The sequence below is a fragment of the Variovorax sp. SPNA7 genome (genome assembly GCF_033807855.1).
GTDB lineage: Bacteria > Pseudomonadota > Gammaproteobacteria > Burkholderiales > Burkholderiaceae_C > Variovorax > Variovorax beijingensis.
In genome coordinates this window covers 1,538,632-1,562,976 of sequence record NZ_CP138513.1, presented here as the reverse complement: position 1 = coordinate 1,562,976, position 24,345 = coordinate 1,538,632, and the positions used below count along the sequence as shown (strand labels likewise).

The window sequence follows — 24,345 nt, the reverse complement described above, 5'->3', positions numbered from 1 at the left end:
CGCGGCATCGGCGCCGCGCCAGAATGCGGGCCATGAACACCACCCACACCCACTCCACCGCTGCCGGCCAGCCCGGCGCGCGCGATCCGTTCGGCGCCCACCTGCGGCACTGGCGCACCCGCCGCCGGCTGAGCCAGCTCGACCTGGCCCAGGAAGCCGAGGTTTCGACCCGCCACCTGAGCTATGTGGAGACGGGCCGCGCCGCGCCCAGCCGCGAGATGGTGCTGCGCCTGGCCGAGCGGCTCGACGTGCCGCTGCGCGAGCGCAATGCGCTGCTGGTGGCCGCGGGCTTCGCGCCGATGTACCGGCAGCGCTCGCTCGACGACCCGGCCATGGCCTCGGCCCGGCGCGCGGTGGACCTGGTGCTCAAGGGCCATGAGCCATTTCCCGCGCTGGCCGTCGACCGACACTGGAACCTGGTGGCGCACAACGCGCTGGTGCCGATGCTGATGGCCGGCGCCGCACCCGAGCTGGTGAAGGCGCCCATCAACGTGCTTCGCCTGAGCCTGCATCCGGACGGCCTGGCTTCGCGCATCGCCAATCTCGCGCAGTGGCGCGCCCATCTGCTCGAACGGCTGCAGCAGCAGATTGCGGCCACCGGCGACACGGTGCTGCAGGCCCTGCACGACGAGCTCGAGGCCTATCCCGCACCCCAGGTGAGCCACGACACACCCGCCACGGACACGGAGCTTTCGGGCGTGGTGGTGCCCTTTCAGCTGGCCACGCCGAACGGCGTGCTGAGCTTCATCAGCACCACCACCATCTTCGGCACGCCGGTGGACGTCACTTTGCAGGAACTGGCGGTGGAGTCCTTCTTTCCGGCCGATGCGCAGACGGCCGCGGCGCTGGCTGCGCTGGCGCAGCCGGCCGGCTGAGCGCCGCGCGCGCCTGCTGCTGCGCGGGGCCTTCGAAGTCGTCGACCTGGATCACCTTGTCGGCGGCCTTGAGGTAGGCCAGCGCCAGTCCCGGATCGGGTGCCGAGCCTGCGGCCTCCTCGAACGAGCGGGTACGCCGCAGTGCCTTGTCGAGCATGGCCGCGGTGTCGCCCCCGAGCTGCTCGCCCAGTTCCATCGCATGCATCAGGTCGCGCAGGCCGCCGGCCGCAGGCTCGCTGAGGTCCGGCGCCAGCCGCTGGACGATGCGCGGATGGGTGCGCAGCAGTTCGGCCAGCGCCATCAGCTGCACGTCGCGCAGCGGCGCCAGGTGCGCGGTGCGGCGCAGCACCAGCGTGCCGATCACGCGCCGGCCGGCGGTCGGCAGGTTGGCGTACAGGTCGCGCAGGATCTTCCCCGCCTCGTCCAGCTGCAGCCGGATCGCGGCCTGCGCAAAGGGCAGCAATTCGGGCGACGCATCAACGCGATAGCGCCACACGCTGGCACTGGCCAGGTACAGGTGCGCGAGCACGTCGCCCAGCCGCGCTGACAGCAGTTCCATGCGCTTGAGCCGGCCACCGAGCAGGCCCATGGCCAGGTCGGCGGTGAGCGCGTACTTGGCGCTCATGCGCGCGATCAGCCGTGCCTCGCGGGCCAGCGCTTCGGGCGGCTCGCCCAGCACCGGCGCGCCGAACAGGCTGTGCCACAGATTGGCAGCCACGTGCTTGCCATGCGCGATGAGCGCCCGCCCCAGCGCCTTCTCGTCCCGCGCCTGCACGGCCGCCATTTCGTCCAGCACATGCGGATGGCAGCGGATCGCGCCCTGGCCGAACACGATGAGCGCGCGCGTCAGGATGTTGGCGCCCTCCACCGTGATGGCGATCGGTGCCTGCCGGTAGGACACGCCGAGCAGGTTCGACGGCCCGGCGATGATGCCCTTGCCGCCCAGGATGTCCATGCCGTGGTTCACTGCGCGCCGCCCGGCCTCGGTAAGCTGCACCTTGAGGATCGCGCTGGCCACGCTCGGCCGCTCGCCCTTGTCCAGCGCGGCCGCGGTGAAGCGCCGCGCCGCATCGCTCGCATAGAGCTCGGCCGACATCTGCGCGACCAGGCCCGCAACCGCATGGAATTTGCCGATCGGCAGCCCGAACTGCTCGCGGATCTGCCCATAGCCGTTGCTCACGTAGAGCGCCGTCTGCTGCATGGCCGAGCCGAGCGCGGGCAGCGAGATGGCGCGGCCCGCGGCCAGGCACTCCATCAGCATGCGCCAGCCCTGGCCCACCTGCTTTTCACCGCCGATCACCCAATCCACCGGCACGAACACCTGGCGGCCATGGATCGGGCCGTTCATGAAGGCGCTGTCCATCGGGCGGTGGCGCCGGCCGATCTCCATGCCTTCGTGCGGCACCGGAATCAGCGCGCAGGTGATGCCGAGCTCGCGCTCGCCCTCGGGCCTGCTGTCGTCCACCGCATGGAAGGCCAGCCCCACGACGGTGGCGACGGGCGCGAGCGTGATGTAGCGCTTGTCGAAGTCGACCAGGAAGCCGCGCGTGCGCCGGCCGCCGAATTCGCGCTCGACCATGACGCCGCGGTCCGGAATGGCCGCCGCGTCGGAGCCCGCGTAGGGCGAGGTCAGCCCGAAGCACGGAAGCTCGCGGCCATCGGCCAGGCGCGGCAGGTAGCGCACCTTCTGCACGTCGGTGCCATAGCGAAGCAGCAACTCCGCGGGCCCGAGCGAGTTGGGCACCATCACGGTCACGGCGGCGGCGATGTTGACGGTGGCGATGCGCGCCACCACCGTGGCGTGTGCAAAGTGGCCAAAGCCGAGGCCGCCGAACTCCTCGGGAATGATCATTCCGAAGAAGCGCTTGCTGCGCAGGTACCGCCACACCTCGGGCGGCAGGTCGCGCGCCTGGTCGATGGCGTGGTCGTCGAGCATGCGGCACAGCTCGCGCACCTCGCGGTCGATGAAGGATTGCTCGCGCTCGCTGAGCCGGTTGGGCCCCATGGCCGAGAGCAGGTCGAAGTCGGGACGCCCCGCAAAAAGCCGGCCTTCGAAGCCGACGGTCCCCGCCTCGAGCGCGGCGCGTTCGGTGTCGCCGAGCGGCGGCAGCGCCTTGGAAAACGGCTCCATGGCCCATCGGCCGATCAGAGAGGCCAGAGGCATGGCGTGTCTCCTTGTTCTCCGCGACAAGCGGCGGATGAAGGCCATTCTTGTCGGCCAGGCCTGCTCTCCCGGCCGGTCAAGGGCGCCCTTGCGTGTCGGAGATTGCCGGGGAGCCCGGCCAAAGCGCCACCCCAGACGCAGGAAAGCCCCGCCGAAGCGGGGCTCCCATCCAATGCGCGAACTGCCCGAGGATCAGGCCGCGACTGCGGCGCCGGCCTCGGTCTTGTAGTCGTCGATCTTGTCGAAGTTCAGGTACTGGTAGATCTGCGCGCTCGATGCGTCGAGCACGCCCGTGGCGGCCATGTACTCCTCGCGCGTCGGGATGCGGCCCAGGCGCGAGCAGATCGCGGCCAGCTCGGCCGAACCCAGGTACACGTTGGTGTTCTTGCCCAGGCGGTTCGGGAAGTTGCGGGTGCTGGTCGACATCACCGTGGCGCCTTCGCGCACCTGCGCCTGGTTGCCCATGCACAGCGAGCAGCCCGGCATCTCGGTGCGTGCACCGGCATTGCCGAACACGCCGTAGTGGCCTTCCTCGGTGAGCTGCTGCGCATCCATCTTGGTGGGCGGCGCGATCCACAGCTTGACCGGGATGTCGCGCTTGCCTTCGAGCAGCTTCGACGCGGCGCGGAAGTGGCCGATGTTGGTCATGCACGAGCCGATGAACACTTCGTCGATCACGGCGCCGGCCACGTCGCTGAGCGTCTTCACGTCGTCGGGGTCGTTCGGGCAGGCCACGATGGGTTCGTGGATCTCGGCCAGGTCGATCTCGATCACGGCGGCGTAGTCGGCGTCGGCATCGCCCTTGAGCAATTGCGGGTCAGCAAGCCAGGCTTCCTGCGCGGCGATGCGGCGTTGCAGCGTGCGGGCGTCGGCATAGCCTTCGGCAATCATCCACTTCATCAGCGTGATGTTGCTGTTGATGTACTCCTGGATCGGTTCCTTGTTCAGGTGCACCGTGCAGCCGGCGGCCGAGCGTTCTGCGGAAGCGTCGCTCAGTTCGAAAGCTTGCTCCACCTTCAAATCGGGCAGGCCCTCGATCTCGAGGATGCGGCCCGAGAAGATGTTCTTCTTGCCTTGCTTGGCCACGGTCAGCAGGCCCGACTTGATGGCATACAGCGGAATCGCGTTGACCAGGTCGCGCAGCGTGACGCCGGGCTGCATCTTGCCCTTGAAGCGCACGAGCACCGATTCGGGCATGTCCAGCGGCATCACGCCGGTGGCGGCCGCGAAGGCCACGAGGCCGGAGCCCGCGGGAAAGCTGATGCCGATCGGGAAGCGGGTGTGGCTGTCGCCGCCGGTGCCGACGGTGTCGGGCGTGAGCAGGCGGTTGAGCCAGGAGTGGATCACGCCGTCGCCGGGGCGCAGCGAGACGCCGCCACGGTTGGCCATGAACTCGGGCAGTTCATGGTGCATCTTGACGTCGACCTTCTTGGGGTACGCCGCCGTGTGGCAGAACGACTGCATCACGAGGTCGGCCGAGAAGCCCAGGCAGGCCAGGTCTTTCAGCTCGTCGCGCGTCATCGGGCCGGTGGTGTCCTGCGAGCCGACCGAGGTCATCTTGGGTTCGCAGTACGTGCCCGGGCGAACGCCGGTGCCTTCAGGCAGGCCGCAGGCGCGGCCGACCATCTTCTGTGCGAGCGAGAAGCCCTTCTTGGTGTCGACCGGGCTTTGCGGCAGGCGGAACAGCGTCGAGACCGGCAGGCCCAGCGCTTCGCGCGCCTTGGTCGTGAGGCCGCGGCCGATGATCAGCGGAATGCGGCCGCCGGCGCGCACTTCGTCGAACAGCACGTCGCTCTTGACCTTGAACTCAGCGATGACCTTGCCGTCCTTGAGCGCCTTGCCTTCGTAGGGACGCAGCTCGACCACGTCGCCCATGTTCATCTGGCTCACGTCGAGTTCGATGGGCAGCGCGCCCGAGTCTTCCATGGTGTTGTAGAAGATCGGCGCGATCTTGCCGCCGAGGCAGACGCCGCCGAAGCGCTTGTTGGGCACGAAGGGAATGTCTTCGCCGGTGAACCAGAGCACCGAGTTGGTGGCGCTCTTGCGCGAGGAGCCGGTGCCGACCACGTCGCCTGCGTAGGCCACGAGGTGGCCGCGCGCGCGCAGGTCCTCGATGAACTTCACCGGGCCGCGCTTGCCGTCTTCTTCAGGAACGATGCCGGGACGGGCGTTCTTGTGCATTGCCAGCGCATGCATCGGAATGTCGGGACGCGTGGTGGCGTCGGGTGCGGGCGAGAGGTCGTCGGTGTTGATTTCACCGGCCACCTTGAAGATGCTGACCGTGATGCTTTGCGGCACTTCGGGGCGGCTGGTGAACCATTCGGCATCGGCCCAGCTCTGCAGCACGCCCTTGGCGTGGGCGTTGCCCTTGTCGGCCTTTTCCTTGACGTCGTGGAACTGGTCGAACATCAGCAGGGTCTTCTTCAGGCCCTCGGCCGCCACGGCGCCGACTTCGGCGTCGTCGAGCAGGTCGATCATCGGGCTGATGTTGTAGCCGCCGAGCATGGTGCCGAGCAGTTCGGTGGCACGCGCGCGCGAGATGAACGCGTTCTTCTCGGTGCCGTGGGCCACGGCCGCCAGGTAGCTCGCCTTGACCTTGGCCGCGTCGTCGACGCCGGCGGGCACGCGATGGGTGAGCAGATCGAGCAGGAAGGCACCGTCCTTGGCATTCGCGCTCTTGAGGAGCTCGATGGCTTCGGCGGTTTGCTTCGCGCTCAATGGCAGCGGCGGAATACCGAGCGCGGCGCGTTCGGCAACATGGTCAACGTAGGCTTGCAACATCTTCTTTTCTCCGGAAACTGGCTGGCTGACGGGCGTGCGGTACGGCAAGCAAGAGCCGCGCCGCACCCCGCGTGGGACTCTCTTACTTCTTGGCCGCGTCGGCGCCTTCGAACAGGCTCTTGGGCGGGTTCTTCTTCATTTCTTCGGCAAATGCGACCTGCTCGGCGGTCTGGCATTCGTCGGCAATGCGCAGGCCCGCCTTCTGGTTCATCAGCATCGACTTGTTGCCCAGCTGCAGCCACATGGCGCCGGCGCGGGGGTCTTCGAGGCGGATGGCACCGGTGCGGCTTTCGACCGGGTGCATGCGGTACTTCACGCCCTTGGTCGACACGTTGAAGAAGCCGGGCTTCTTCTCGTCGGCGTCCACGGTCACGTCGGCGCCGAGTTCGCATTGGGCCTTGCCGAGCGAAACGCGCTTGGCCACGGCCAGGTCGGCGTCGGTCAGCACGATATTGGTTTCATCGGCAATGGGCGTCACTTCCTCGACGGCCTTGGCGGCCTTGCGGGTGACCTGCTTCTTGGGGGGCGCCTTCTTGGCTTCGGACTTGGCGGCCGGCTTGGCAGGGGTGGTCTGCGCCATGGCGGCGAACGGAAGCGCCAGGGCCAGGGTGGCGATCAGGGCAATTTTCTTCATGGGTGTTTCCTTGAGGCTGGATTCGGAAGTTTCAGGAGGCCGCGAGTGCAAACCAGGCTTGGGCCTCTGGCGGCAGCGCGCGCCCTGTTGCGTGGGCACGCGCCAGCACTTGCCAGAAATGGCGATAGCTCGCGCGGTCGTGCAATGTGCCATCAATTTGTGTCGGCGCCCAATTTGCGAGGGCCGCATTTGTAATGATTTTTGTGGCAACTTGAATCTGCGCCTCGTCGGGCGCAAAAGCCTCCAGGATGGGCCGGATCTGGTTCGGATGGATGCTCCACATGCGCGTGTAGCCGAATTCGGCGGCCGCCTTGCGGGCCGCCAGGCGCATGGCGCCGGTGTCGTTGAATTCGGTGACCACGCAGTGCGAAGGCACCTTGCCGTAGGCATGTGCGGCGGATGCGATGGCCAGCTTGGCACGCACCACCAGCGGATGCGTGAACTGCCCGACCGCGCCCATGCCCTCGGCGGGAATCGCGCCCGCATGGGCGGAAACGAAGTCCATCAGGCCGAAGCTCAGCGACTGCACGCGCGGATGCGCCGCGATCTCGAACGCGTTGTGCACGGCCAGCGGCGATTCGATCAGCACATGCAGCGGCAGCGCGTCGGCATCGGCCGCCTCGAGCGCTGCCACCGCCTGCGCCACGTCGGCCACGGACTCCACCTTGGGCACCATCAGGTGGCTGAGCCGGTGGCCGGCGCGGCCGGCGATGGTGATCACGTCGCCGGCAAAGGCGGGATGGTCCACCGGGTGAACACGCACGCCCACGCGCATGCCGGACTTGGCCGCCAATGCCAGTTCGGTCACAAGCGCGGCATGCTCCGCCTCGCCGCCCACTGGGGCGCCGTCCTCGCAATCGAGCGTGACGTCGAACACGCAGGCGCCGAATTCGTCGGCCATTTCGGCCTGCAGCGCCAGGCTCTTCTTCATGCGCGCCTCGACGCCGCTGTAGTGGTCGCACACGGGCAGGCTCACGGCACCGGCCTGCGCGCCGAGCAGCACTTCAGCGGGATGAACGGCTTTCGTCATGCTTTTTTCTGCGCCACGATGAACATGCGCGGGAACGCCAGCAATCGCTTGCCGTCGGTACGGGCGGGATAGGCCAGGTCCACGCGGCGCTCGTATTCGGCCAGGTAGCTGGCCTGCAGGTCGGCCGGCAGGCGGTCGACGAAGGGCTTGAGCCCCGTGCCGCGCACCCACTCGACGATGGCCGCGGCATCGGCCATCGGGTGCTGGTAGATGGTGTGCCACACATCGACCCTGGCCGCGACGGGCGCGAGCAGGTCGTAGTAGCCGCCGAGCGGCAGCAGCAAGGTGCGCAGCCGGTCGGCATCGCCGATGGGCTCGGCCCAGGGCGCCTCGGCCGCCACGGCGCGCATCAGGCGGTGCGTCGGCTCTTCGCGGTTGTCGGGCATCTGGATGGCGAGCACGCCACCCGGGGCCAGCGCAGCGAACAGGCGCGGAATCAGCTGCTCGTGATCCGGCACCCACTGCAAGGCTGCGTTGGCGTAAATGAGGTCGGGCGCCTGGTCTTGCGGCGCCCAGGTCGCGATGTCGCTCAACTCGAAGCGCGCCTGCGGCAGGCGCTCGCGCGCACTCGCCAGCATGGCTTCGGAGTTGTCGGTTCCGACGACTTTCGCCGTCGGGAACCGGTTGGCCAGCAGCTCGGTGGAATTGCCCGGGCCGCAGCCGAGGTCGACCACGTGGGTCGCCTCGGACAACGGCACCCGCGCCAGGAGTTCCTGTGCGGGGCGGGTGCGCTCGTCCTCGTAGCGACGGTAGAGCGCGGGGTTCCAGTCGAGCATGCCGGCGGTCTTGCTTGGCTTAGATCAGGTGCGCAACGCCGGCCTGTTCGCCTTGCAGTTCTTCGAGCGTCTTGTTGATGCGCTCCTGGCTGAAGGCGTCGATTTCGAGCCCTTCGACCAGCTTGTACTCGCCGTTCTCGCAGGTGACCGGGAAGCCGAACATCGTGTCCTTCGGAATGCCGTACTGGCCGTCCGACGGAATGCCCATGGTGACCCACTTGCCGTTGGTGCCCAGGGCCCAGTCGCGCATGTGGTCGATGGCGGCGTTGGCGGCCGAGGCAGCCGACGACAGGCCGCGGGCCTCGATGATGGCCGCGCCGCGCTTGCCGACGGTCGGCAGGAAGGTGTTGGCGTTCCATTCCTGGTCGTTGATCATCTTGGCGACGCTGTCGCCCTTGATGGTGGCAAAGCGGTAGTCGGCGTACATCGTGGGCGAGTGGTTGCCCCAGACGACGAGCTTTTCGATGTCGGCCACGGCCTTGCCGGTCTTGGCAGCGATCTGGCTGGCGGCGCGGTTGTGGTCCAGGCGCAGCATGGCGGTGAAGTTCTTGCGCGGCAGGTCCGGAGCGCTCTTCATCGCGATGTAGGCGTTGGTGTTGGCGGGGTTGCCGACCACCAGCACCTTGACGTTGCGGCTGGCCACGGCGTTGAGCGCCTTGCCCTGCGCCGTGAAGATGGCGCCGTTGACGGCCAGCAACTCGGCACGCTCCATGCCCGGGCCGCGCGGACGCGAACCCACCAGGAGGGCGTAGTCGGCATCCTTGAAGGCGGTCATCGGGTCGCCATGGGCTTCCATGCCGGCCAGCAGCGGGAAGGCGCAGTCGTCGAGCTCCATCATCACGCCCTTGAGCGCCTTCTGGGCCTTCTCGTCGGGGATCTCGAGCAGTTGCAGGATGACCGGCTGGTCCTTGCCGAGCATTTCGCCGGACGCGATACGGAACAACAGGGCGTAACCGATTTGGCCGGCGGCACCGGTGACGGCAACGCGGACGGGTTTTTTGCTCATGGGAAGACTCCAGAAGGTGGTGAAACGGTATCGGCGGGCGCGCGTGGCGCCGATGGTCCTGCAGGGCGGGAATCCTTCCCGCGGCGCAGGCCGGCCCGCATTTTAAGCCGATTCAGCGAGCCTCGTCTTATGTCTTATATAAGATATGCTCCGAGGTTCCGCCACGGCGCACCCCACCGCTGCCATGAATGCCCCCACCGTCCTCGAAGATTCTGCGACGCCCTCCTTCAGTCCGCTCTACCAGCAGATCAAGACGCTGATCCTGCAGAGCCTGCAGGCCGGCGAGTGGAAGCCGGGCGAGCCGATTCCAAGCGAGATGGACCTTGCGGTGCGCTTTCGCGTGAGCCAGGGCACGGTGCGCAAGGCCATCGACGAACTCTCGGCCGAAAACCTCGTGGTGCGGCGCCAGGGCAAGGGCACCTTCGTCGCCACGCATGCCGAGCAGCATGTGCAATACCGCTTCCTCAAGCTGGTGCCCGATGTCGGCACGCCAAGCACCGAGGGCCCGGCCGAGCGCACCATCGTCGACTGCCGCCGCCAGCGCGCCTCGGCCGACGTGGCACGCGCATTGGGCCTGCGCACGGGGGACGCGGTGCTGCAGGTGCGGCGCGTGCTCGCCTATGTGGGCGTGCCCACCATCCTCGAGGACCTCTGGCTTCCCGGCGCGCCCTTCAAGGGCCTCACCGCCGAGCGGCTGCGCGCCTGGCCGGGCCCGATGTACGCGATGTTCGAAACCGAATTCGGCGTGCGCATGGTGCGCGCCGAAGAGAAGATCCGCGCCGTGCTGCCCGATGCGGAGCAGGCCGCACTGCTCGACGTGCCGCTGCAGATGCCGTTGCTCAGCGTGGAGCGCCTGGCCCACACCTACCACGACACGCCCATGGAACTGCGCCGCGGCCTCTACCGCACCGACACGCACCACTACCGCAACCAGCTCGGCTGAGCGCGCATCCCGATGACATCAAGACCCCATCGCATGGCAGCGCGAAAGATTCGCACGCAACATGCCGCGAACTCCCTAGCATCCGACTGCAGCGCTGCGCCGACGCGGGCCCCTCCGCCACGCAATGGTGCATTGCAATAGAATTTTGCGTTGTTTGCATTCCGCAGAAGAAACAAAAGCGTTCGCTCTCAGAACAAGCCACCAAGCCACGAAAGCCTCCCCCCAATGACAGAGCTTGCAACTCCTCCCCGGCCGCCGCGCCGCGAATTCCGAAACATCAACGCCTTCACCGATCTCACGACCTACCGGCTGCCGCCGGCCGGCATCGTGTCGATCCTGCATCGCGTGAGCGGCGTGCTCATGTTCCTGCTGCTGCCGTTCATCATCTGGATGTTCGACACCTCGCTTTCGTCCGACTATTCCTTCGCCAGGTTCAAGGCCGCGTTCAACAGCGGCCTTGGTTTCGTTCCGGGCTGGTTCATCAAGCTGGTGGCTCTCGCGCTGATCTGGGCCTACCTGCACCACTTCATCGCCGGCCTGCGCCATCTCTGGATGGACGTGAGCCACGCCGCCGTCACCAAGGAGTTCGGACACAGCTCCGCCCTGGTCACGCTGGTTCTGAGCGTCCTGCTCACCGTGGTGCTCGGCGCCAAGTTGTTCGGCCTGTACTGAGAAGGAGCCAACCATGTCTGTGAATTACGGCTCCAAGCGCATCGTCGTCGGCGCGCACTACGGTTTGCGCGACTGGCTCAGCCAGCGCATCACGGGCGGCCTGATGGCGCTCTTCACGATCATCCTGCTCGCGCAGCTGATCTTCACGCGCGGCCCCATCGGCTACGACCTGTGGGCCGGCATCTTCGCCGCGCAGTGGATGAAGGTGCTGACCTTCTCGGTGATCGCCGCCCTGCTGTACCACGTGTGGGTCGGCATGCGCGACGTATGGATGGACTATGTCCAGCCCGTCGGCATTCGCCTCGCCCTGCAAATTTTCACCATCGTCTGGCTTGTCGGTTGTGCGGGTTGGGCCATTCAAGTGCTTTGGAAGATCTGAGGACCCCATCCCCACCATGACCTACACAAAAGAACAAATCACCAAGCGCAAGTTCGACGTCGTGATCGTCGGCGCCGGCGGCTCCGGCATGCGCGCCTCGCTGCAACTCGCCCGTGCCGGCCTCAACGTGGCGGTGCTCTCCAAGGTGTTCCCCACGCGTTCGCACACCGTCGCTGCCCAGGGCGGCGTGGGCGCATCGCTCGGCAACATGAGCGAGGACAACTGGCACTACCACTTCTACGACACGATCAAGGGCTCCGACTGGCTCGGCGACCAGGACGCGATCGAGTTCATGTGCCGCGAAGCCCCGAAGGTCGTGTACGAGCTCGAGCACTTCGGCATGCCTTTCGACCGCAACCCCGACGGCACGATCTACCAGCGCCCCTTCGGCGGCCACACGGCCAACTACGGCGAGAAGCCCGTGCAGCGCGCCTGCGCCGCGGCCGACCGCACCGGCCATGCGATGCTGCACACGCTCTACCAGAAGAACGTCGAGGCCCGCACCCAGTTCTTCGTCGAGTGGATGGCGCTCGACCTGATCCGCGACGCCGAAGGCGACGTGGTCGGCGTGACGGCCCTCGAAATGGAAACCGGCGACCTGCACATCCTGCAGGCCAAGACCGTGCTGCTGGCCACCGGCGGCGCGGGCCGCATCTTCCAGGCCTCGACCAACGCCTTCATCAATACCGGCGACGGCCTGGGCATGGCCGCGCGTTCGGGCATTCCGCTGCAGGACATGGAGTTCTGGCAGTTCCACCCGACCGGCGTGGCCGGCGCCGGTGTGCTGCTGACCGAAGGCTGCCGCGGCGAAGGCGCCATCCTGCTCAACAGCAACGGCGAACGCTTCATGGAGCGCTATGCGCCCACGCTGAAGGACCTGGCGCCGCGCGACTTCGTCTCGCGCTCGATGGACCAGGAAATCAAGGAAGGCCGCGGCTGCGGTCCCAACAAGGACTACGTGCTGCTGAAGCTCGACCACCTCGGTGCCGAGACCATCCACAAGCGCCTGCCCTCGGTGTATGAGATCGGCGTGAACTTCGCCAACGTCGACATCACAAAGGAACCGATTCCGGTCGTGCCGACCATCCACTACCAGATGGGCGGCATTCCGACCAACATCAACGGCCAGGTCGTGATTCAGCAAGGCGAGCAGAACAGCGCCGTGGTGAACGGCCTCTACGCGGTGGGCGAATGCTCCTGCGTGAGCGTGCACGGTGCCAACCGCCTGGGCACCAATTCGCTGCTCGACCTGCTGGTGTTCGGCCGCGCGGCCGGCAACCACATCGTCGAGTTCAACGACAAGCTCAAGGAACACAAGCCGCTGCCGGCCGATGCCGCCGACCGCACGCTGGAGCGCCTGAACCGCCTCGAAGCCGCCACCGGCGGCGAGTACGCGCAGGACGTCGCGGGCGAGATCCGCGCCGTCATGCAGCAGCACGCCGCCGTGTTCCGCAAGCAAGCCTCGATGGACGAAGGCGTGGTCAAGATCGCCGCCGTGCGCGAGCGCGTCAACGCCATCGGCCTCCAGGACAAGTCGAAGGTGTTCAACACCGCGCGCATCGAGGCGCTCGAAGTCGACAACCTGATCGAAGTGGCGCAGGCCACCATGGTCTCGGCGGCCGCCCGCAAGGAATGCCGCGGCGCGCACACGGTCGAGGACTACGAACGCCCGGCCGACGACCCGGTCGCGCCGCTCGGCCGCGACGACGCCAACTGGATGAAGCACACGCTCTGGTACAGCCAGGACAACCGCCTCTCCTACAAGCCGGTCAACCTCAAGCCGCTGACGGTCGACTCCGTTCCTCCCAAGGTCCGTACGTTCTAAGCAAGAACAACATCACAAGGTTTCACGATGAAGCGCACATTCCAGATCTACCGCTACGACCCGGACAAGGACGCCAAGCCCTACATGCAGACCGTCGAGATCGAACTCGACGGCCATGAGCGCATGCTGCTCGACGCCCTGATGAAGCTCAAGGCGCAGGATCCCACGCTGTCGTTCCGCCGCTCGTGCCGCGAAGGCGTCTGCGGTTCCGACGCGATGAACATCAACGGCAAGAACGGCCTGGCCTGCCTGACCAACATGCTCACGCTCAAGGGCACGATCGTGCTCAAGCCGCTGCCGGGCCTGCCCGTCATCCGCGACCTGATCGTGGACATGACGCAGTTCTTCAAGCAGTACAACTCGATCAAGCCGTACCTGCAGAACGACAACGTGCCGCCCGAGAAGGAGCGCCTGCAGTCGCCCGAGGAGCGCGACGAGCTCAACGGCCTGTACGAGTGCATCCTGTGCGCGAGCTGCTCCACCAGTTGCCCGAGCTTCTGGTGGAACCCCGACAAGTTCGTGGGCCCGGCCGGCCTGCTGCAGGCCTACCGCTTCATCGCCGACAGCCGCGACGAAGCCACCGCCGAACGCCTGGACAACCTCGAAGACCCGTACCGCCTGTTCCGCTGCCACACGATCATGAACTGCGTCGACGTGTGCCCGAAGAACCTGAATCCCACCAAGGCGATCGGCAAGATCAAGGAACTGATGGTGCGCCGCGCCATCTGATCCTTTTCTGAGAGAAACCATGCAAACCGCCGCCGACCCGTCCGAGCTGATCAGCGAACGCGCGCTGAGCAAGCTGAAATGGCGCTGCCGGCGCGGCCTGCTCGAGAACGACCTGTTCATCGCCCGCTTCTTCGAGCGGCACGAATCCCGCATGACCAACGGCCAGGCGGGAGCGATGGAGACCTTGATGGACCTGTCGGACAACGATCTCCTCGATCTTCTCCTGCGAAGAAAGGAGCCCGAGCCCGCATGGGCCGGGGCCGAGGTGGTCGAGTTGCTGCAGCTGATGCGCACCGACGGCGCGCAGCGCCCCGCAACCTCCGTTTCCTCTTCGCCCTCCTGAATACTCCTCTGAAAGAAACCCGAAATGAAAGCTTCCGATACCAAGGCCACGCTGTCGTTCAGCAACGGCGGAGACAGCGTCGAACTGCCGATCTACAAGGGCACCGTCGGCCCCGACGTGATCGACATCCGCAAGCTGTATGCGCAGACCGGCATGTTCACCTATGACCCGGGTTTCATGTCGACCGCCGCCTGCCAGTCGGCCATCACGTACATCGACGGCGACAAGGGCGAGCTGCTGTACCGCGGCTACCCCATCGAGCAGCTCGCCACCAACTGCGACTTCCTCGAGACCTGCCACCTGCTGCTCTACGGCGAACTGCCGGACCAGGCCAAGAAGACCAACTTCACCAAGCTCGTGACCAACCACACGATGGTCAACGAGCAGATGCAGTTCTTCCTGCGCGGCTTCCGCCGCGACGCGCATCCGATGGCCATCATGACCGGCCTCGTGGGCGCACTGTCGGCCTTCTATCACGACAGCACGGACATCAACAATCCCGAGCACCGCGAGATCGCCGCGATCCGCCTGATCGCGAAGATGCCCACGCTCGTGGCCATGGCCTACAAGTACACCGTGGGCCAGCCCTACATGTACCCGAAGAACGAACTCAGCTATGCAGGCAACTTCCTGCACATGATGTTCGCCACGCCGTGCGAGGAGTACAAGGTGAACCCGGTGCTCGAGCGCGCGCTCGACCGCATCTTCATCCTGCACGCGGACCACGAGCAGAACGCCTCGACCTCGACCGTGCGCCTGTGCGGCTCGTCGGGCACCAACCCCTTCGCGGCCATTGCGGCCGGCGTGGCCTGCCTCTGGGGCCCGGCCCACGGCGGCGCCAACGAAGCGGCGCTCAACATGCTCTACGACATCCAGAAGGAAGGCGGCGTGGAGAAGATCGGCGAGTTCATCAAGAAGGTCAAGGACAAGAACTCGAACGTCAAGCTCATGGGCTTCGGCCACCGCGTGTACAAGAACTACGACCCGCGCGCCAAGCTGATGCAGGAAACCTGCAACGAAGTGCTGACCGAGCTGGGCCTGGAGCAGGACCCGCTGTTCAAGCTCGCCAAGGAACTCGAGAAGATCGCGCTGGAAGACGAGTACTTCGTGTCGCGCAAGCTCTACCCGAACGTCGACTTCTACTCGGGCATCGTGCAGCGCGCCATCGGCATCCCGGTGCCGCTGTTCACCGCGATCTTCGCGCTGGCCCGCACGGTCGGCTGGATTGCCCAGCTGAACGAAATGATCGGCGACCCCGAGTACAAGATCGGCCGCCCGCGCCAGCTGTTCGAAGGCTCGCCCAAGCGCGACGTGCAGCCCATCGGCAAGCGCTGAACGCGCGCTGCTTGCGCTCAAGCCGGAAAGCTGCCCTCGGGCAGCTTTTTTGCGTCTTGGCTGACATCCGGCGCCGGGAAGTCGGCGATAGCCTGCAAAGCACTTAGTCGAAGGAGTTTCACCATGAAATCGCTTGTCGCATTGTTCGCCGTCGCATTTGCTCTTGCCGTGCCACTGTCGGGTTGCAACACTTGGAGGGGAGCCGGCCAGGACGTGCAGAAGGCTGGTGAAAAGATGGAGGACTCCTCCAAGAAGCGCCAATGACGTCTCTTTCGCTCATCGCGCGCCGACAGTGATGTCATCGCGCATGGCGATGACCCAGACCTGAAAACAAGGGGAAAATACGGACCTCCATCTCCATACGAGATGCCGAGGCCCGCATGACCCCTTCCACGCCTTCCGAACGCAATTTCGCCCGCCGCATCGACCTCACGTCGCTGCAGCTGTTCGTGGCCGTTTGCGAACTCGGCAGCATCGGGCGCGCGGCGGAGCGCGAGTTCATTGCCGCATCGGCCATCAGCAAACGGCTGTCGGACCTGGAAGCCACCCTGGGCACCACCCTGCTCTACCGCCATGCGCGCGGTGTCGATCTTTCCCCCGCGGGCGAAAGCCTGCTGCACCATGCGCGCTCGGTGCTCTACAGCCTCGAGAAGATGCAGGGCGAGCTCAGCGAATACGCCGAAGGCGTGCGCGGCCATGTGCGCGTGCATGCCAACATCTCGGCCATCGTGCAGTTTCTTCCCGAGGACCTCGGCGCCTTCACGCGCGAGCACGACGCGATCAAGATCGACCTCGAGGAGCACCTGAGCAACGAAGTGGTGCGCGCGGTCCAGGAGGGCGCCGCCGACCTCGGCATCTGCCACATACCCGAGGGCACCCACGAGCTGCAGACCCTGCCCTACCGCCACGACCGGCTCGTGCTGATCGCGCCCGCGGGGCATCCGCTCACGACAACGCAAGGGCCGATCGACTTCGCTGCCTCGCTCGATTTCGACCACGTCGGCCTGCATACCAACAGCTCGATCTACGTGGCCATGCACCAGGCCGCGCTCGAGGCCGGCCGCAGCGTCAAGCTGCGCATCCACGTGACCGGGCTCGACGCCATGTGCCGCATGATCGACAACGGGCTGGGCATCGGCGTGATGCCGCAGCGTGCCTTCGAACTGCTGCAGGCGGGCATCGGCAGTCGCCTCTGCAGCGTGGCGCTGAACGACGCCTGGTCCAGGCGCGAGATCCGCCTGGTGGCGCGCGACTTCTCCACCCTGCCGGTGGCTGCGCGCACACTGGTCAACCATCTGCACACGACGGCGGCCGCGCGCGGTGCCGCCGAGCCGCTCGCCGCATAGAACACAAGACAATTCACCTCCCCACGAAAGACAAGAGAAGAGAACGACATGGCACGCACGCTCTACGACAAGATCTGGGACGAACACGTCGTCCACACCGAGGAAGACGGCACCGCGATCCTCTACATCGACCGCCACCTGGTGCACGAGGTCACCAGCCCGCAGGCCTTCGAGGGCCTGCGCGTCGCCGGCCGCAAGCTGTGGCGCATCAGCTCGGTGGTGGCCACGGCCGACCACAACACGCCGACCACGGGCTGGGAGCGCGGCTACGAAGGCATCGCCGACCCGACCAGCAAGGAGCAGGTCACCACGCTCGACAAGAACATCGCGGAATTCGGTGCCGCCGCGTTCTTTCCGTTCCTGAGCAAGCGCCAGGGCATCGTGCACGTGATCGGACCCGAATCGGGCGCCACGCTGCCGGGCATGACGGTCGTCTGCGGCGACTCGCACACCTCCACGCACGGCGCCTTCGGCGCGCTCGCGCACGGCATCGGCACCAGCGAGGTCGAGCACGTCATGGCCACGCAGACACTGCTCGGCAAGAAGGCGAAGAACATGCTCGTGAAGGTCGAGGGCAAGCTGCCTTTCGGCTGCACCGCCAAGGACATCGTGCTGGCCATCATCGGCAAGATCGGTACGGCCGGCGGCACGGGCTACACGATCGAATTCGCAGGCTCGGCCATCCGCGACCTGAGCATGGAAGGCCGCATGACGGTCTGCAACATGGCCATCGAGGCCGGTGCGCGCGCCGGCCTCGTGGCGGTCGACGAAAAGACCATCAGCTACGTCAAGGGCCGGCCGCTCGCACCCACGGGCGTGGAGTGGGACCTGGCCGTGGCCTACTGGCGCACGCTGCAGTCCGACCCCGACGCCAAGTTCGACGCCGTGGTCGAGCTCGACGCCACGCAGATCCAGCCGCAGGTCACCTGGGGCACCTCGCCCGAGATGGTGGTCGACATCAACGGCCGCGTGCCCGATCCCGAGAAGGAAAAGGACGCCAGCAAGCGCGGTGCCATCGAGCGCGCGCTGGTCTACATGGGCCTGGAGCCGAACAAGGCGATGAACGACATCTTCGTCGACAAGGTGTTCATCGGCTCGTGCACCAACAGTCGCATCGAGGACATGCGCGAAGCCGCCGCCGTGGTGAAGAAGCTCGGCCAGAAGGTGGCCAAGAACGTGAAGCTCGCGATGGTGGTGCCCGGCTCGGGCGTGGTGAAGGAACAGGCCGAGCGCGAAGGGCTCGACCTGATCTTCAAGGCCGCGGGCTTCGAATGGCGCGAGCCCGGCTGCTCGATGTGCCTGGCGATGAACGCCGACCGCCTGGAGCCCGGCGAGCGCTGCGCCTCCACCAGCAACCGCAACTTCGAAGGCCGCCAGGGCGCCGGTGGCCGCACCCACCTCGTGAGCCCGGCCATGGCCGCCGCTGCAGCGGTGCACGGCCACTTCGTCGACGTCCGTACGTTCGCCTGAACACAGAGAGATCCACATGCAGAAATTCACCGTGCACAAGGGCCTCGTGGCCCCGATGGACCGCGAGAACGTCGACACCGACGCGATCATTCCGAAGCAGTTCCTCAAGTCGATCCGCAAGACCGGCTTCGGCCAGAACCTGTTCGACGAATGGCGCTACCTGGACGCCGGCTTTCCGGGCCAGGACCCGCAAAGCCGCAAGCCGAACCCCGACTTCGTACTGAACCAGCCGCGCTACGCCGGCGCCTCGATCCTGTTGGCGCGCAAGAACTTCGGCTGCGGCTCGTCGCGCGAGCATGCGCCGTGGGCGCTCGACCAGTACGGCTTCCGCGCGATCATCGCGCCGAGCTATGCCGACATCTTCTTCAACAACAGCTTCAAGAACGGCCTGCTGCCGATCGTGCTGCCCGAGGCGCAGGTGGCGCAGCTGTTCGACGAGACCTTCGCCTTTCCCGGCTACACGCTCACCATCGACCTGGAGCGCCAGGTGGTCGTGAAGCCCGATGGCGGCGAGTTCGCGTTCGACGTGCAGGCCTTCCGCAAGTACTGCCTGATCAACGGCCTGGACGACATCGGCCTGACGCTGCGCCACAAGGACAAGATCAAGGCCTTCGAGACCGAGCGGCTGGCGCAGAAGCCCTGGCTCGCGCACACGATGATCTCGTGATCGACCGCATTTCCGTTTTCAAAAAACCTCAGATCCAATCATGAAAATCGCAGTTCTCCCGGGTGACGGCATCGGCACCGAAATCGTGGCCGAAGCCATCCGCGTGCTCGACGCGCTCGACCTCTCTTTCGAGATGGAAACGGCGCTGGTCGGCGGCGCGGCCTACGAGGCCCACGGCCATCCGCTGCCAGAAGCCACGCTCAAGCTCGCCAAGGAAGCCGACGCGGTGCTGTTCGGCGCGGTCGGCGACTGGAAGTACGACAAGCTCGACCGGCCGCTGCGCCCGGAGCAGGCCATCCTGGGCCTGCGCAAGAACCTCGGGCTGTTCGCGAACTTCCGCCCGGCCATCTGCTACGAGCAGCTGGTGGACGCCTCGAGCCTCAAGCCAGAGCTGATTGCGGGCCTGGACATCCTCATCATCCGCGAGCTGACCGGCGACATCTACTTCGGCCAGCCGCGCGGCCGCCGCACGGCCGTCGACGGGCATTTTCCGGGCGCCGATGAAGCCTTCGACACCATGCGCTACTCGCGCCCCGAGGTCGAGCGCATCGCCCGCGTCGCCTTCGAGGCCGCACGCAAGCGCAGCAAGCGCGTGACCAGCGTGGACAAGGCCAACGTGCTCGAGACCTTCCAGTTCTGGAAGGACATCGTGACCGAGGTGCACAAGGACTATCCGGACATCGAGCTCGACCACATGTACGTGGATAACGCGGCCATGCAGCTCGTGAAGGCGCCCAAGAAGTTCGACGTGATCGTCACCGGCAACATGTTCGGCGACATCCTCTCGGACGAGGCCGCCATGCTCACCGGCTCGATCGGCATGCTGCCCTCGGCGTCGCTCAATTCGAGCAACCAGGGCCTGTACGAGCCCAGCCACGGCAGCGCGCCCGACATTGCCGGCAAAGGGGTTGCCAATCCATTGGCTACAATACTGTCCGCTGCCATGATGCTCCGTTTTTCACTCAACCAAGCCGAAGCTGCCGACCGGATCGAGTCGGCGGTCAAGCACGTGCTCGCCTCCGGGCTGCGCACCGGTGACATCTGGTCAGAAGGCACGAAGCGCGTCGGCACCCGCGAAATGGGCGACGCGGTTGTTGCAGCAATCACCAAAAAGACGATTACCGGCTAACCGCAGCCCGCTTCGTCACGCCCCTCCCCGGCTCGACGAGTCGGGGGCAAGAAAAGACAACTTCTTTCTTTTTCAAAAGGGCAAACTGAAATGGCGAACGCATCTCAACCTCTGGTCGGCCTCGTAGGCTGGCGCGGCATGGTCGGCTCGGTCCTGATGGACCGCATGCAGGCCGAAGGCGACTTCGGGCTCATCGAGCCGGTCTTCTTCTCGACCTCCAACGCCGGCGGCAAGGCTCCGGCCATGGCCAGGAACGAGACCGCGCTCAAGGATGCGAACGACATCGAGGCGCTCAAGAAGTGCGACATCGTCATCACCTGCCAGGGTGGCGACTACACCAGCGAGGTGTTCCCCAAGCTGCGCGCCGCGGGCTGGAGCGGCCACTGGATCGACGCCGCCTCCACCCTGCGCATGCAGGATGACGCCGTCATCGTGCTCGACCCCGTCAACCTGCCGGTGATCCAGAACGCGCTCGCCAAGGGCGGCAAGAACTGGATCGGCGGCAACTGCACCGTCAGCTGCATGCTGATGGGCGTGGGCGCCCTCTACAAGGCGGGCCTGGTCGAGTGGATGACCAGCATGACCTACCAGGCGGCTTCGGGCGGCGGCGCGCAGCACATGCGCGAACTGCTGACGCAGTTCGGCACGCTCAACGCCGAGGTGCGCGCGCTGCTGGACGACCCCAAGTCGGCCATCCTCGAGATCGACCGCAAGGTGCTGCACAGGCAGCAGAACCTCAGCGCTTCCGAAACCGCCAACTTCGGCGCACCGCTGGGCGGCTCGCTGATCCCCTGGATCGACAAGGACCTGGGCGACGGCATGTCCAAGGAAGAATGGAAGGCCGGCGCGGAAACCAACAAGATCCTCGGCCAGGGCGCGGGCTTCGGCACTGCCGCCGTGCCGGTGGACGGCTTCTGCGTGCGCATCGGCGCCATGCGCTGCCACAGCCAGGCACTGACCTTCAAGCTCAAGAAGGACGTGCCCGTGGCCGACATCGAAGCGCTGATCGCCGCGGACAACCCGTGGGCCAGCGTGGTGCCGAACACCCGTGAAGCGACCCTGAAGGACCTGACGCCGGTGGCGGTGACGGGCACCATGAACATCCCGGTCGGCCGCATCCGCAAGCTGGCGATGGGCCCCGAGTACGTCGGCGCCTTCACCATCGGCGACCAGCTGCTGTGGGGTGCGGCCGAACCGTTGCGCCGCATGCTGCGCATCCTGCTCGAGGCTTGATGGGGGCGCGCAGGCTCTCCATGGACCCGAAGTGTTGCCACCCGGCAACACTAAATGTGTGCGTAAGTATGCGCGCACTGGGTAGAACGGGCGCACCGCCTTGTCAGTACCCGGTGATGATGCTAACGTCCTCTTACAAATTCTGGGCCTGAGCCGCCCCTATCAGCATGACAAGACATCTGTTGCCCGCGGCCCGCCCATCGGCCGCTCGCCCCTCCCTGCCCTTGAACGGTCTTCGCCTCTCCGTCCTGGGCACGGCGGTTGCCGTGGTTCTGGGTATAGCAAGCACTGACGCCAGCGCTTTCGCGCTCGGGCAGCTGAAGGTGCAGTCGGCACTGGGCGAACCGCTTCGCGCCGAAATCGACGTGACCGAAATGGCTGCCGCCGAGGCGGAGAGCCTGAAGATCAACGTTGCCAGCGCCGACGCCTTCAAGAATGCGGGCGTTCCGTACAACGCCGCTCTCAGCGACGTCAAGGCCACGCTGCAGCGCCGTGCCGGCGGCCAGTACGTCGTCCGGCTGACCGGCAGCCGTCCGCTCAACGATCCCTTCGTCGACCTGCTGCTCGAAGCCAACGGTTCGTCGGGCCGCATGGTGCGCGACTACACCGTGCTGCTCGATCCGCCGGCAACCCGCCAGGCGGCGCCGAGCGCGTCCATCGCGCCCGCCACGCCCCAGGTGAGCACGCCGCCTGCGGAGCGTCCGGGTGCCGCTGCGGCCCGCGCACGCCGCGAGCGCGCGCCGGTCGCGCCGGTTACCGCTCCCGCTGCGCCGGTGCCCGCCACGGCCGCACCGCAGGCGCCCAGCGCCGCTGCACCGGCTCGTCCGGCTGGCGGCGGCGAACAGGTCACGGTCCAGCGCGGCGACACCGCCAGCAAGATCGCCGGCGCCCACAAGCCAGCCGACATCTCGCTCGACCAGATGCTGGTGGCGCTCCTGCTTGCCAATCCCGATGCGTTCATTGGCGGCAACGTCAACCGCATGAAGGCCGGCGCCGTGCTCGATCTGCCGAGCGCCGCCGAAGCCGGCGCCATTCTGCCGTCGGAAGCGCGGCGCACCATTACCGCGCAGAGCCGCGACTTCGGCGCCTACCGCCAGCGCCTTGCCGAGAACGCACCCACGTCGAACGTGGCCGCCGCCGACCGCAAGGCTTCGGGCAAGCTGCAGGCCAACGTCGAGGACCGCAATGCCGCGGCAAGCGCACCCGACAAGCTGACGATCTCGCAGGGCAGCGCAGCGGCCCGCGCCGCCGAAGAAAAGGTTGCGCAAACCCGCCAGGCGCAGGACAGCAACAACCGCGTTGCCGAGCTCTCGAAGAACATCAACGAACTGGCCAAGCTCAAGGCAGCCACCGGTTCGGCGGCGCCGGGCGCGGCGCCGGCACCTGCTCCGGCAGCCCCCGGCATCCCGGTTCCCAACCCGGGTGTCGCCGCCACCACGGCCCCGGCCGCTGCAGCGCCTGCTGCCGCTGCGCCCGCCCCGGCTGCTGCCCCCGCCGCAGCGCCCGTCGCCCCCGCCACGCCCCCCGCTGCCGCTTCGGCGCCAGCGGCACCGGCAGCGACTCCCGCGCCTGCTGCAGCGGTACCGGCAGCTGCTGCTCCCGCTGCTCCGGCCGCCGAGCCGGCACCGGCTGCGACCTCCGAACTCGCGCCGGCCGCTCCTGCAGCGGCGGCAAGTGCCGCAGCCGCTGCACCGGCACCGGCGCCCAAGCCGGTCGTCAAGGCAGCGCCTCCGCCGCCCCCGGTGGAGCGCGGCTTCTTCGAAGAGTTGATGGACAACCCGCTGATGCTCGGCGGCGCCGCACTGATCGCCTTGCTGGTCGGCTTCCTGCTCTACCGCGTCCTGGGCCGCCGCCGCGAAGAAATGAGCGAAAGCGTGTTCCTCGAAAGCCGCATTCCCAAGGACTCGTTCTTCGGCGCCAGCGGCGGCGAATCGGTCGACACCAAGCAGCGCGGCGATTCCACCGTGTCGTCGCTGTCGTACTCGCCGAGCCAGCTCGATGCGGGCGACGTCGATCCCGTGGCTGAAGCCGACGTGTACCTCGCCTACGGCCGCGACCTGCAGGCCGAGGAAATCCTCCGCGAAGCCCTGCGCGTGAATCCGGACCGCACGGCCATCCACCTCAAGCTGCTCGAGATCCATGCCAAGCGCCGCGACGTCCGGGCCTACGAAGGCCTTGCGACCGAAGTGCACAAGCTGACCAACGGCACCGGCTCCGACTGGAACCGCGTGGTCGAAATGGGCAAGGACCTCGATCCGGGCAATCCGCTGTACGAATCGGGCGCGCCCCGCGGCGTGACCCCCGCCGAAAGCGCTGCCTTTGCCGGCGCCCTTGCCACGGCAGCCGCCAAGCCCGCGCCCGCCCCGGTGGCAGCGCCTGCGCCTGTCATGGCGGCTGCGCCAGCCTTCGTGCCCTCGGTTGCGCCGCTGGACTTCGATCTGGACCTGAGCCAGCCACCGGCACCGGCGCCCGCGCCGGCCCCGGTGAGTGCCAGCCTGCCGAAGACGGCCTATGCGCCGCCGGCCGCCAGCAGCGCCCCGCTGTCCAACGGCCATGCCCATGCCCATGCGCCCACGGCACTGGTCGACCTGGAAAACGACTTCGACACCACCCCGGGAGCGCTGTCCCCGATCACCCGCCCCGGCGCGCTGGGCGAGGCCGAAGCCAATACCCGCCCGGCCGGGCTGCGCGGCAACCTGCCTGCGGACTCGGGCTTCATCGAATTCGACATGAGTGCGCTGGCTGGCCTTCCGGCCCGCCAGGTGGCCGGTACCGCCGATGCAGCAGCCAGGCCCGCCGAAGCCGCGCAGGACGACGATGGCGACGAGAGCCCCCATGCGGTCAAGCTGTCGCTGGCGCGCGAACTGCAGGCCATCGGCGACGTCGAAGGCGCCCGCTCGCTGGTCGAGGAAGTCGAAGCCGAAAGCGCCGGCGACCTCAAGTCGCAGGCGAGGCAATTGCTCGCAGAGCTGCGCTGAGGCGCGGCTTTTTCCGCTGTTCCTGAATTC

21 protein-coding genes are annotated in these 24,345 nt (G+C 66.9%); 15 read left to right on the top strand and 6 right to left on the bottom strand.

Going from position 1 to position 24,345, the window contains the following annotated elements; all coding sequences use genetic code 11:
* Positions 1-32: 32 nt before the first annotated feature.
* On the top strand, positions 33-875 hold the full coding sequence (locus RZE77_RS07100; protein ID WP_319441253.1) for a helix-turn-helix domain-containing protein: 843 nt from the start codon (positions 33-35) through the stop codon (positions 873-875).
* On the opposite strand, the gene RZE77_RS07095 is transcribed toward RZE77_RS07100, so the two are convergent.
* The 6 genes from RZE77_RS07095 to RZE77_RS07070 form a co-directional block, all read right to left on the bottom strand.
* Positions 784-3,039, bottom strand: coding sequence for an acyl-CoA dehydrogenase (locus RZE77_RS07095; RefSeq protein ID WP_319441252.1), 2,256 nt, complete (start codon positions 3,037-3,039; stop codon positions 784-786). The genes RZE77_RS07100 and RZE77_RS07095 overlap by 92 nt on opposite strands.
* Positions 3,040-3,231: 192 nt before the next feature.
* Positions 3,232-5,820: a bifunctional aconitate hydratase 2/2-methylisocitrate dehydratase gene (locus RZE77_RS07090; RefSeq protein WP_319441251.1), complete on the bottom strand. Its 2,589-nt coding sequence runs from the start codon at positions 5,818-5,820 to the stop codon at positions 3,232-3,234.
* Positions 5,821-5,902: 82 nt separating this feature from the next.
* The gene (locus tag RZE77_RS07085; protein ID WP_319441250.1) at positions 5,903-6,454 is read right to left on the bottom strand and encodes a hypothetical protein; all 552 of its coding nucleotides are present in this window, start codon (positions 6,452-6,454) and stop codon (positions 5,903-5,905) included.
* Positions 6,455-6,485: 31 nt separating this feature from the next.
* On the bottom strand, positions 6,486-7,484 hold the full coding sequence (locus RZE77_RS07080) for an HpcH/HpaI aldolase/citrate lyase family protein (RefSeq protein ID WP_319441249.1): 999 nt from the start codon (positions 7,482-7,484) through the stop codon (positions 6,486-6,488).
* Positions 7,481-8,260, bottom strand: coding sequence for a trans-aconitate 2-methyltransferase (tam, locus tag RZE77_RS07075; RefSeq protein ID WP_319441248.1), 780 nt, complete (start codon positions 8,258-8,260; stop codon positions 7,481-7,483). The genes RZE77_RS07080 and tam overlap by 4 nt, the downstream gene beginning before the upstream one ends.
* A gap of 19 nt (positions 8,261-8,279) precedes the next feature.
* Positions 8,280-9,266, bottom strand: a complete 987-nt coding sequence (locus tag RZE77_RS07070; protein ID WP_018903264.1) for a malate dehydrogenase — start codon at positions 9,264-9,266, stop codon at positions 8,280-8,282.
* 184 nt (positions 9,267-9,450) lie between these two features.
* Between RZE77_RS07070 and RZE77_RS07065 the strand changes: the two genes are divergently transcribed.
* The 14 genes from RZE77_RS07065 (at position 9,451) to RZE77_RS07000 (ending at position 24,315) form a co-directional block, all read left to right on the top strand.
* The gene (locus tag RZE77_RS07065) at positions 9,451-10,209 is read left to right on the top strand and encodes a GntR family transcriptional regulator (protein ID WP_319441247.1); all 759 of its coding nucleotides are present in this window, start codon (positions 9,451-9,453) and stop codon (positions 10,207-10,209) included.
* A 225-nt stretch (positions 10,210-10,434) separates the two neighbouring features.
* Positions 10,435-10,881, top strand: a complete 447-nt coding sequence (gene sdhC, locus RZE77_RS07060; protein ID WP_012746575.1) for a succinate dehydrogenase, cytochrome b556 subunit — start codon at positions 10,435-10,437, stop codon at positions 10,879-10,881.
* Positions 10,882-10,894: 13 nt separating this feature from the next.
* Positions 10,895-11,260: a succinate dehydrogenase, hydrophobic membrane anchor protein gene (gene sdhD / locus RZE77_RS07055; RefSeq protein WP_028254163.1), complete on the top strand. Its 366-nt coding sequence runs from the start codon at positions 10,895-10,897 to the stop codon at positions 11,258-11,260.
* Between the two features lie 16 nt (positions 11,261-11,276).
* A complete protein-coding gene (gene sdhA, locus RZE77_RS07050; RefSeq protein WP_319441246.1) occupies positions 11,277-13,085 on the top strand; it encodes a succinate dehydrogenase flavoprotein subunit in 1,809 nt (602 codons plus the stop codon).
* 27 nt (positions 13,086-13,112) lie between these two features.
* Complete coding sequence (locus RZE77_RS07045) at positions 13,113-13,814, top strand: succinate dehydrogenase iron-sulfur subunit (protein WP_012746572.1); 702 nt, start codon at positions 13,113-13,115, stop codon at positions 13,812-13,814.
* Between the two features lie 19 nt (positions 13,815-13,833).
* Entirely contained in the window at positions 13,834-14,157 is a 324-nt protein-coding gene (locus RZE77_RS07040; RefSeq protein WP_145741486.1) for an FAD assembly factor SdhE, read from the top strand.
* A gap of 24 nt (positions 14,158-14,181) precedes the next feature.
* Positions 14,182-15,492 (top strand): citrate synthase, encoded by a 1,311-nt coding sequence (gene gltA, locus RZE77_RS07035; protein ID WP_012746570.1) that lies wholly within the window; start codon positions 14,182-14,184, stop codon positions 15,490-15,492.
* Positions 15,493-15,615: 123 nt separating this feature from the next.
* A complete protein-coding gene (locus tag RZE77_RS07030; protein ID WP_319430678.1) occupies positions 15,616-15,756 on the top strand; it encodes an entericidin A/B family lipoprotein in 141 nt (46 codons plus the stop codon).
* A gap of 116 nt (positions 15,757-15,872) precedes the next feature.
* Positions 15,873-16,838 carry a LysR family transcriptional regulator gene (locus RZE77_RS07025; protein WP_319441245.1) on the top strand — a complete coding sequence of 322 codons (966 nt, stop codon included), beginning with the start codon at positions 15,873-15,875 and terminating at the stop codon, positions 16,836-16,838.
* Between the two features lie 48 nt (positions 16,839-16,886).
* The gene (gene leuC, locus RZE77_RS07020) at positions 16,887-18,308 is read left to right on the top strand and encodes a 3-isopropylmalate dehydratase large subunit (RefSeq protein ID WP_319441244.1); all 1,422 of its coding nucleotides are present in this window, start codon (positions 16,887-16,889) and stop codon (positions 18,306-18,308) included.
* Positions 18,309-18,324: 16 nt separating this feature from the next.
* A complete protein-coding gene (gene leuD / locus RZE77_RS07015; protein ID WP_319441243.1) occupies positions 18,325-18,975 on the top strand; it encodes a 3-isopropylmalate dehydratase small subunit in 651 nt (216 codons plus the stop codon).
* Positions 18,976-19,015: 40 nt separating this feature from the next.
* Complete coding sequence (leuB, locus tag RZE77_RS07010; protein WP_319441242.1) at positions 19,016-20,104, top strand: 3-isopropylmalate dehydrogenase; 1,089 nt, start codon at positions 19,016-19,018, stop codon at positions 20,102-20,104.
* Between the two features lie 90 nt (positions 20,105-20,194).
* A complete protein-coding gene (gene asd / locus RZE77_RS07005) occupies positions 20,195-21,337 on the top strand; it encodes an aspartate-semialdehyde dehydrogenase (protein WP_319441241.1) in 1,143 nt (380 codons plus the stop codon).
* Positions 21,338-21,561: 224 nt separating this feature from the next.
* Complete coding sequence (locus RZE77_RS07000; protein WP_405547146.1) at positions 21,562-24,315, top strand: FimV/HubP family polar landmark protein; 2,754 nt, start codon at positions 21,562-21,564, stop codon at positions 24,313-24,315.
* Positions 24,316-24,345 lie beyond the last annotated feature (30 nt).

Excerpts from the sequence above, each read along its gene's own strand:
- sdhA (WP_319441246.1), top strand. The coding sequence starts at position 11,277 with ATGACCTACACAAAAGAACAAATCACCAAGCGCAAGTTCGACGTCGTG.
- RZE77_RS07065 (WP_319441247.1), top strand. The coding sequence starts at position 9,451 with ATGAATGCCCCCACCGTCCTCGAAGATTCTGCGACGCCCTCCTTCAGT.
- leuC (WP_319441244.1), top strand. The coding sequence starts at position 16,887 with ATGGCACGCACGCTCTACGACAAGATCTGGGACGAACACGTCGTCCAC.
- RZE77_RS07025 (WP_319441245.1), top strand. The coding sequence starts at position 15,873 with ATGACCCCTTCCACGCCTTCCGAACGCAATTTCGCCCGCCGCATCGAC.
- RZE77_RS07045 (WP_012746572.1), top strand. The coding sequence starts at position 13,113 with ATGAAGCGCACATTCCAGATCTACCGCTACGACCCGGACAAGGACGCC.
- sdhD (WP_028254163.1), top strand. The coding sequence starts at position 10,895 with ATGTCTGTGAATTACGGCTCCAAGCGCATCGTCGTCGGCGCGCACTAC.
- RZE77_RS07100 (WP_319441253.1), top strand. The coding sequence starts at position 33 with ATGAACACCACCCACACCCACTCCACCGCTGCCGGCCAGCCCGGCGCG.
- sdhC (WP_012746575.1), top strand. The coding sequence starts at position 10,435 with ATGACAGAGCTTGCAACTCCTCCCCGGCCGCCGCGCCGCGAATTCCGA.
- asd (WP_319441241.1), top strand. The coding sequence starts at position 20,195 with ATGGCGAACGCATCTCAACCTCTGGTCGGCCTCGTAGGCTGGCGCGGC.
- RZE77_RS07070 (WP_018903264.1), bottom strand. The coding sequence starts at position 9,266 with ATGAGCAAAAAACCCGTCCGCGTTGCCGTCACCGGTGCCGCCGGCCAA.
- leuD (WP_319441243.1), top strand. The coding sequence starts at position 18,325 with ATGCAGAAATTCACCGTGCACAAGGGCCTCGTGGCCCCGATGGACCGC.
- tam (WP_319441248.1), bottom strand. The coding sequence starts at position 8,260 with ATGCTCGACTGGAACCCCGCGCTCTACCGTCGCTACGAGGACGAGCGC.
- RZE77_RS07040 (WP_145741486.1), top strand. The coding sequence starts at position 13,834 with ATGCAAACCGCCGCCGACCCGTCCGAGCTGATCAGCGAACGCGCGCTG.
- RZE77_RS07080 (WP_319441249.1), bottom strand. The coding sequence starts at position 7,484 with ATGACGAAAGCCGTTCATCCCGCTGAAGTGCTGCTCGGCGCGCAGGCC.
- RZE77_RS07030 (WP_319430678.1), top strand. The coding sequence starts at position 15,616 with ATGAAATCGCTTGTCGCATTGTTCGCCGTCGCATTTGCTCTTGCCGTG.
- RZE77_RS07085 (WP_319441250.1), bottom strand. The coding sequence starts at position 6,454 with ATGAAGAAAATTGCCCTGATCGCCACCCTGGCCCTGGCGCTTCCGTTC.
- gltA (WP_012746570.1), top strand. The coding sequence starts at position 14,182 with ATGAAAGCTTCCGATACCAAGGCCACGCTGTCGTTCAGCAACGGCGGA.
- RZE77_RS07090 (WP_319441251.1), bottom strand. The coding sequence starts at position 5,820 with ATGTTGCAAGCCTACGTTGACCATGTTGCCGAACGCGCCGCGCTCGGT.
- leuB (WP_319441242.1), top strand. The coding sequence starts at position 19,016 with ATGAAAATCGCAGTTCTCCCGGGTGACGGCATCGGCACCGAAATCGTG.
- RZE77_RS07095 (WP_319441252.1), bottom strand. The coding sequence starts at position 3,039 with ATGCCTCTGGCCTCTCTGATCGGCCGATGGGCCATGGAGCCGTTTTCC.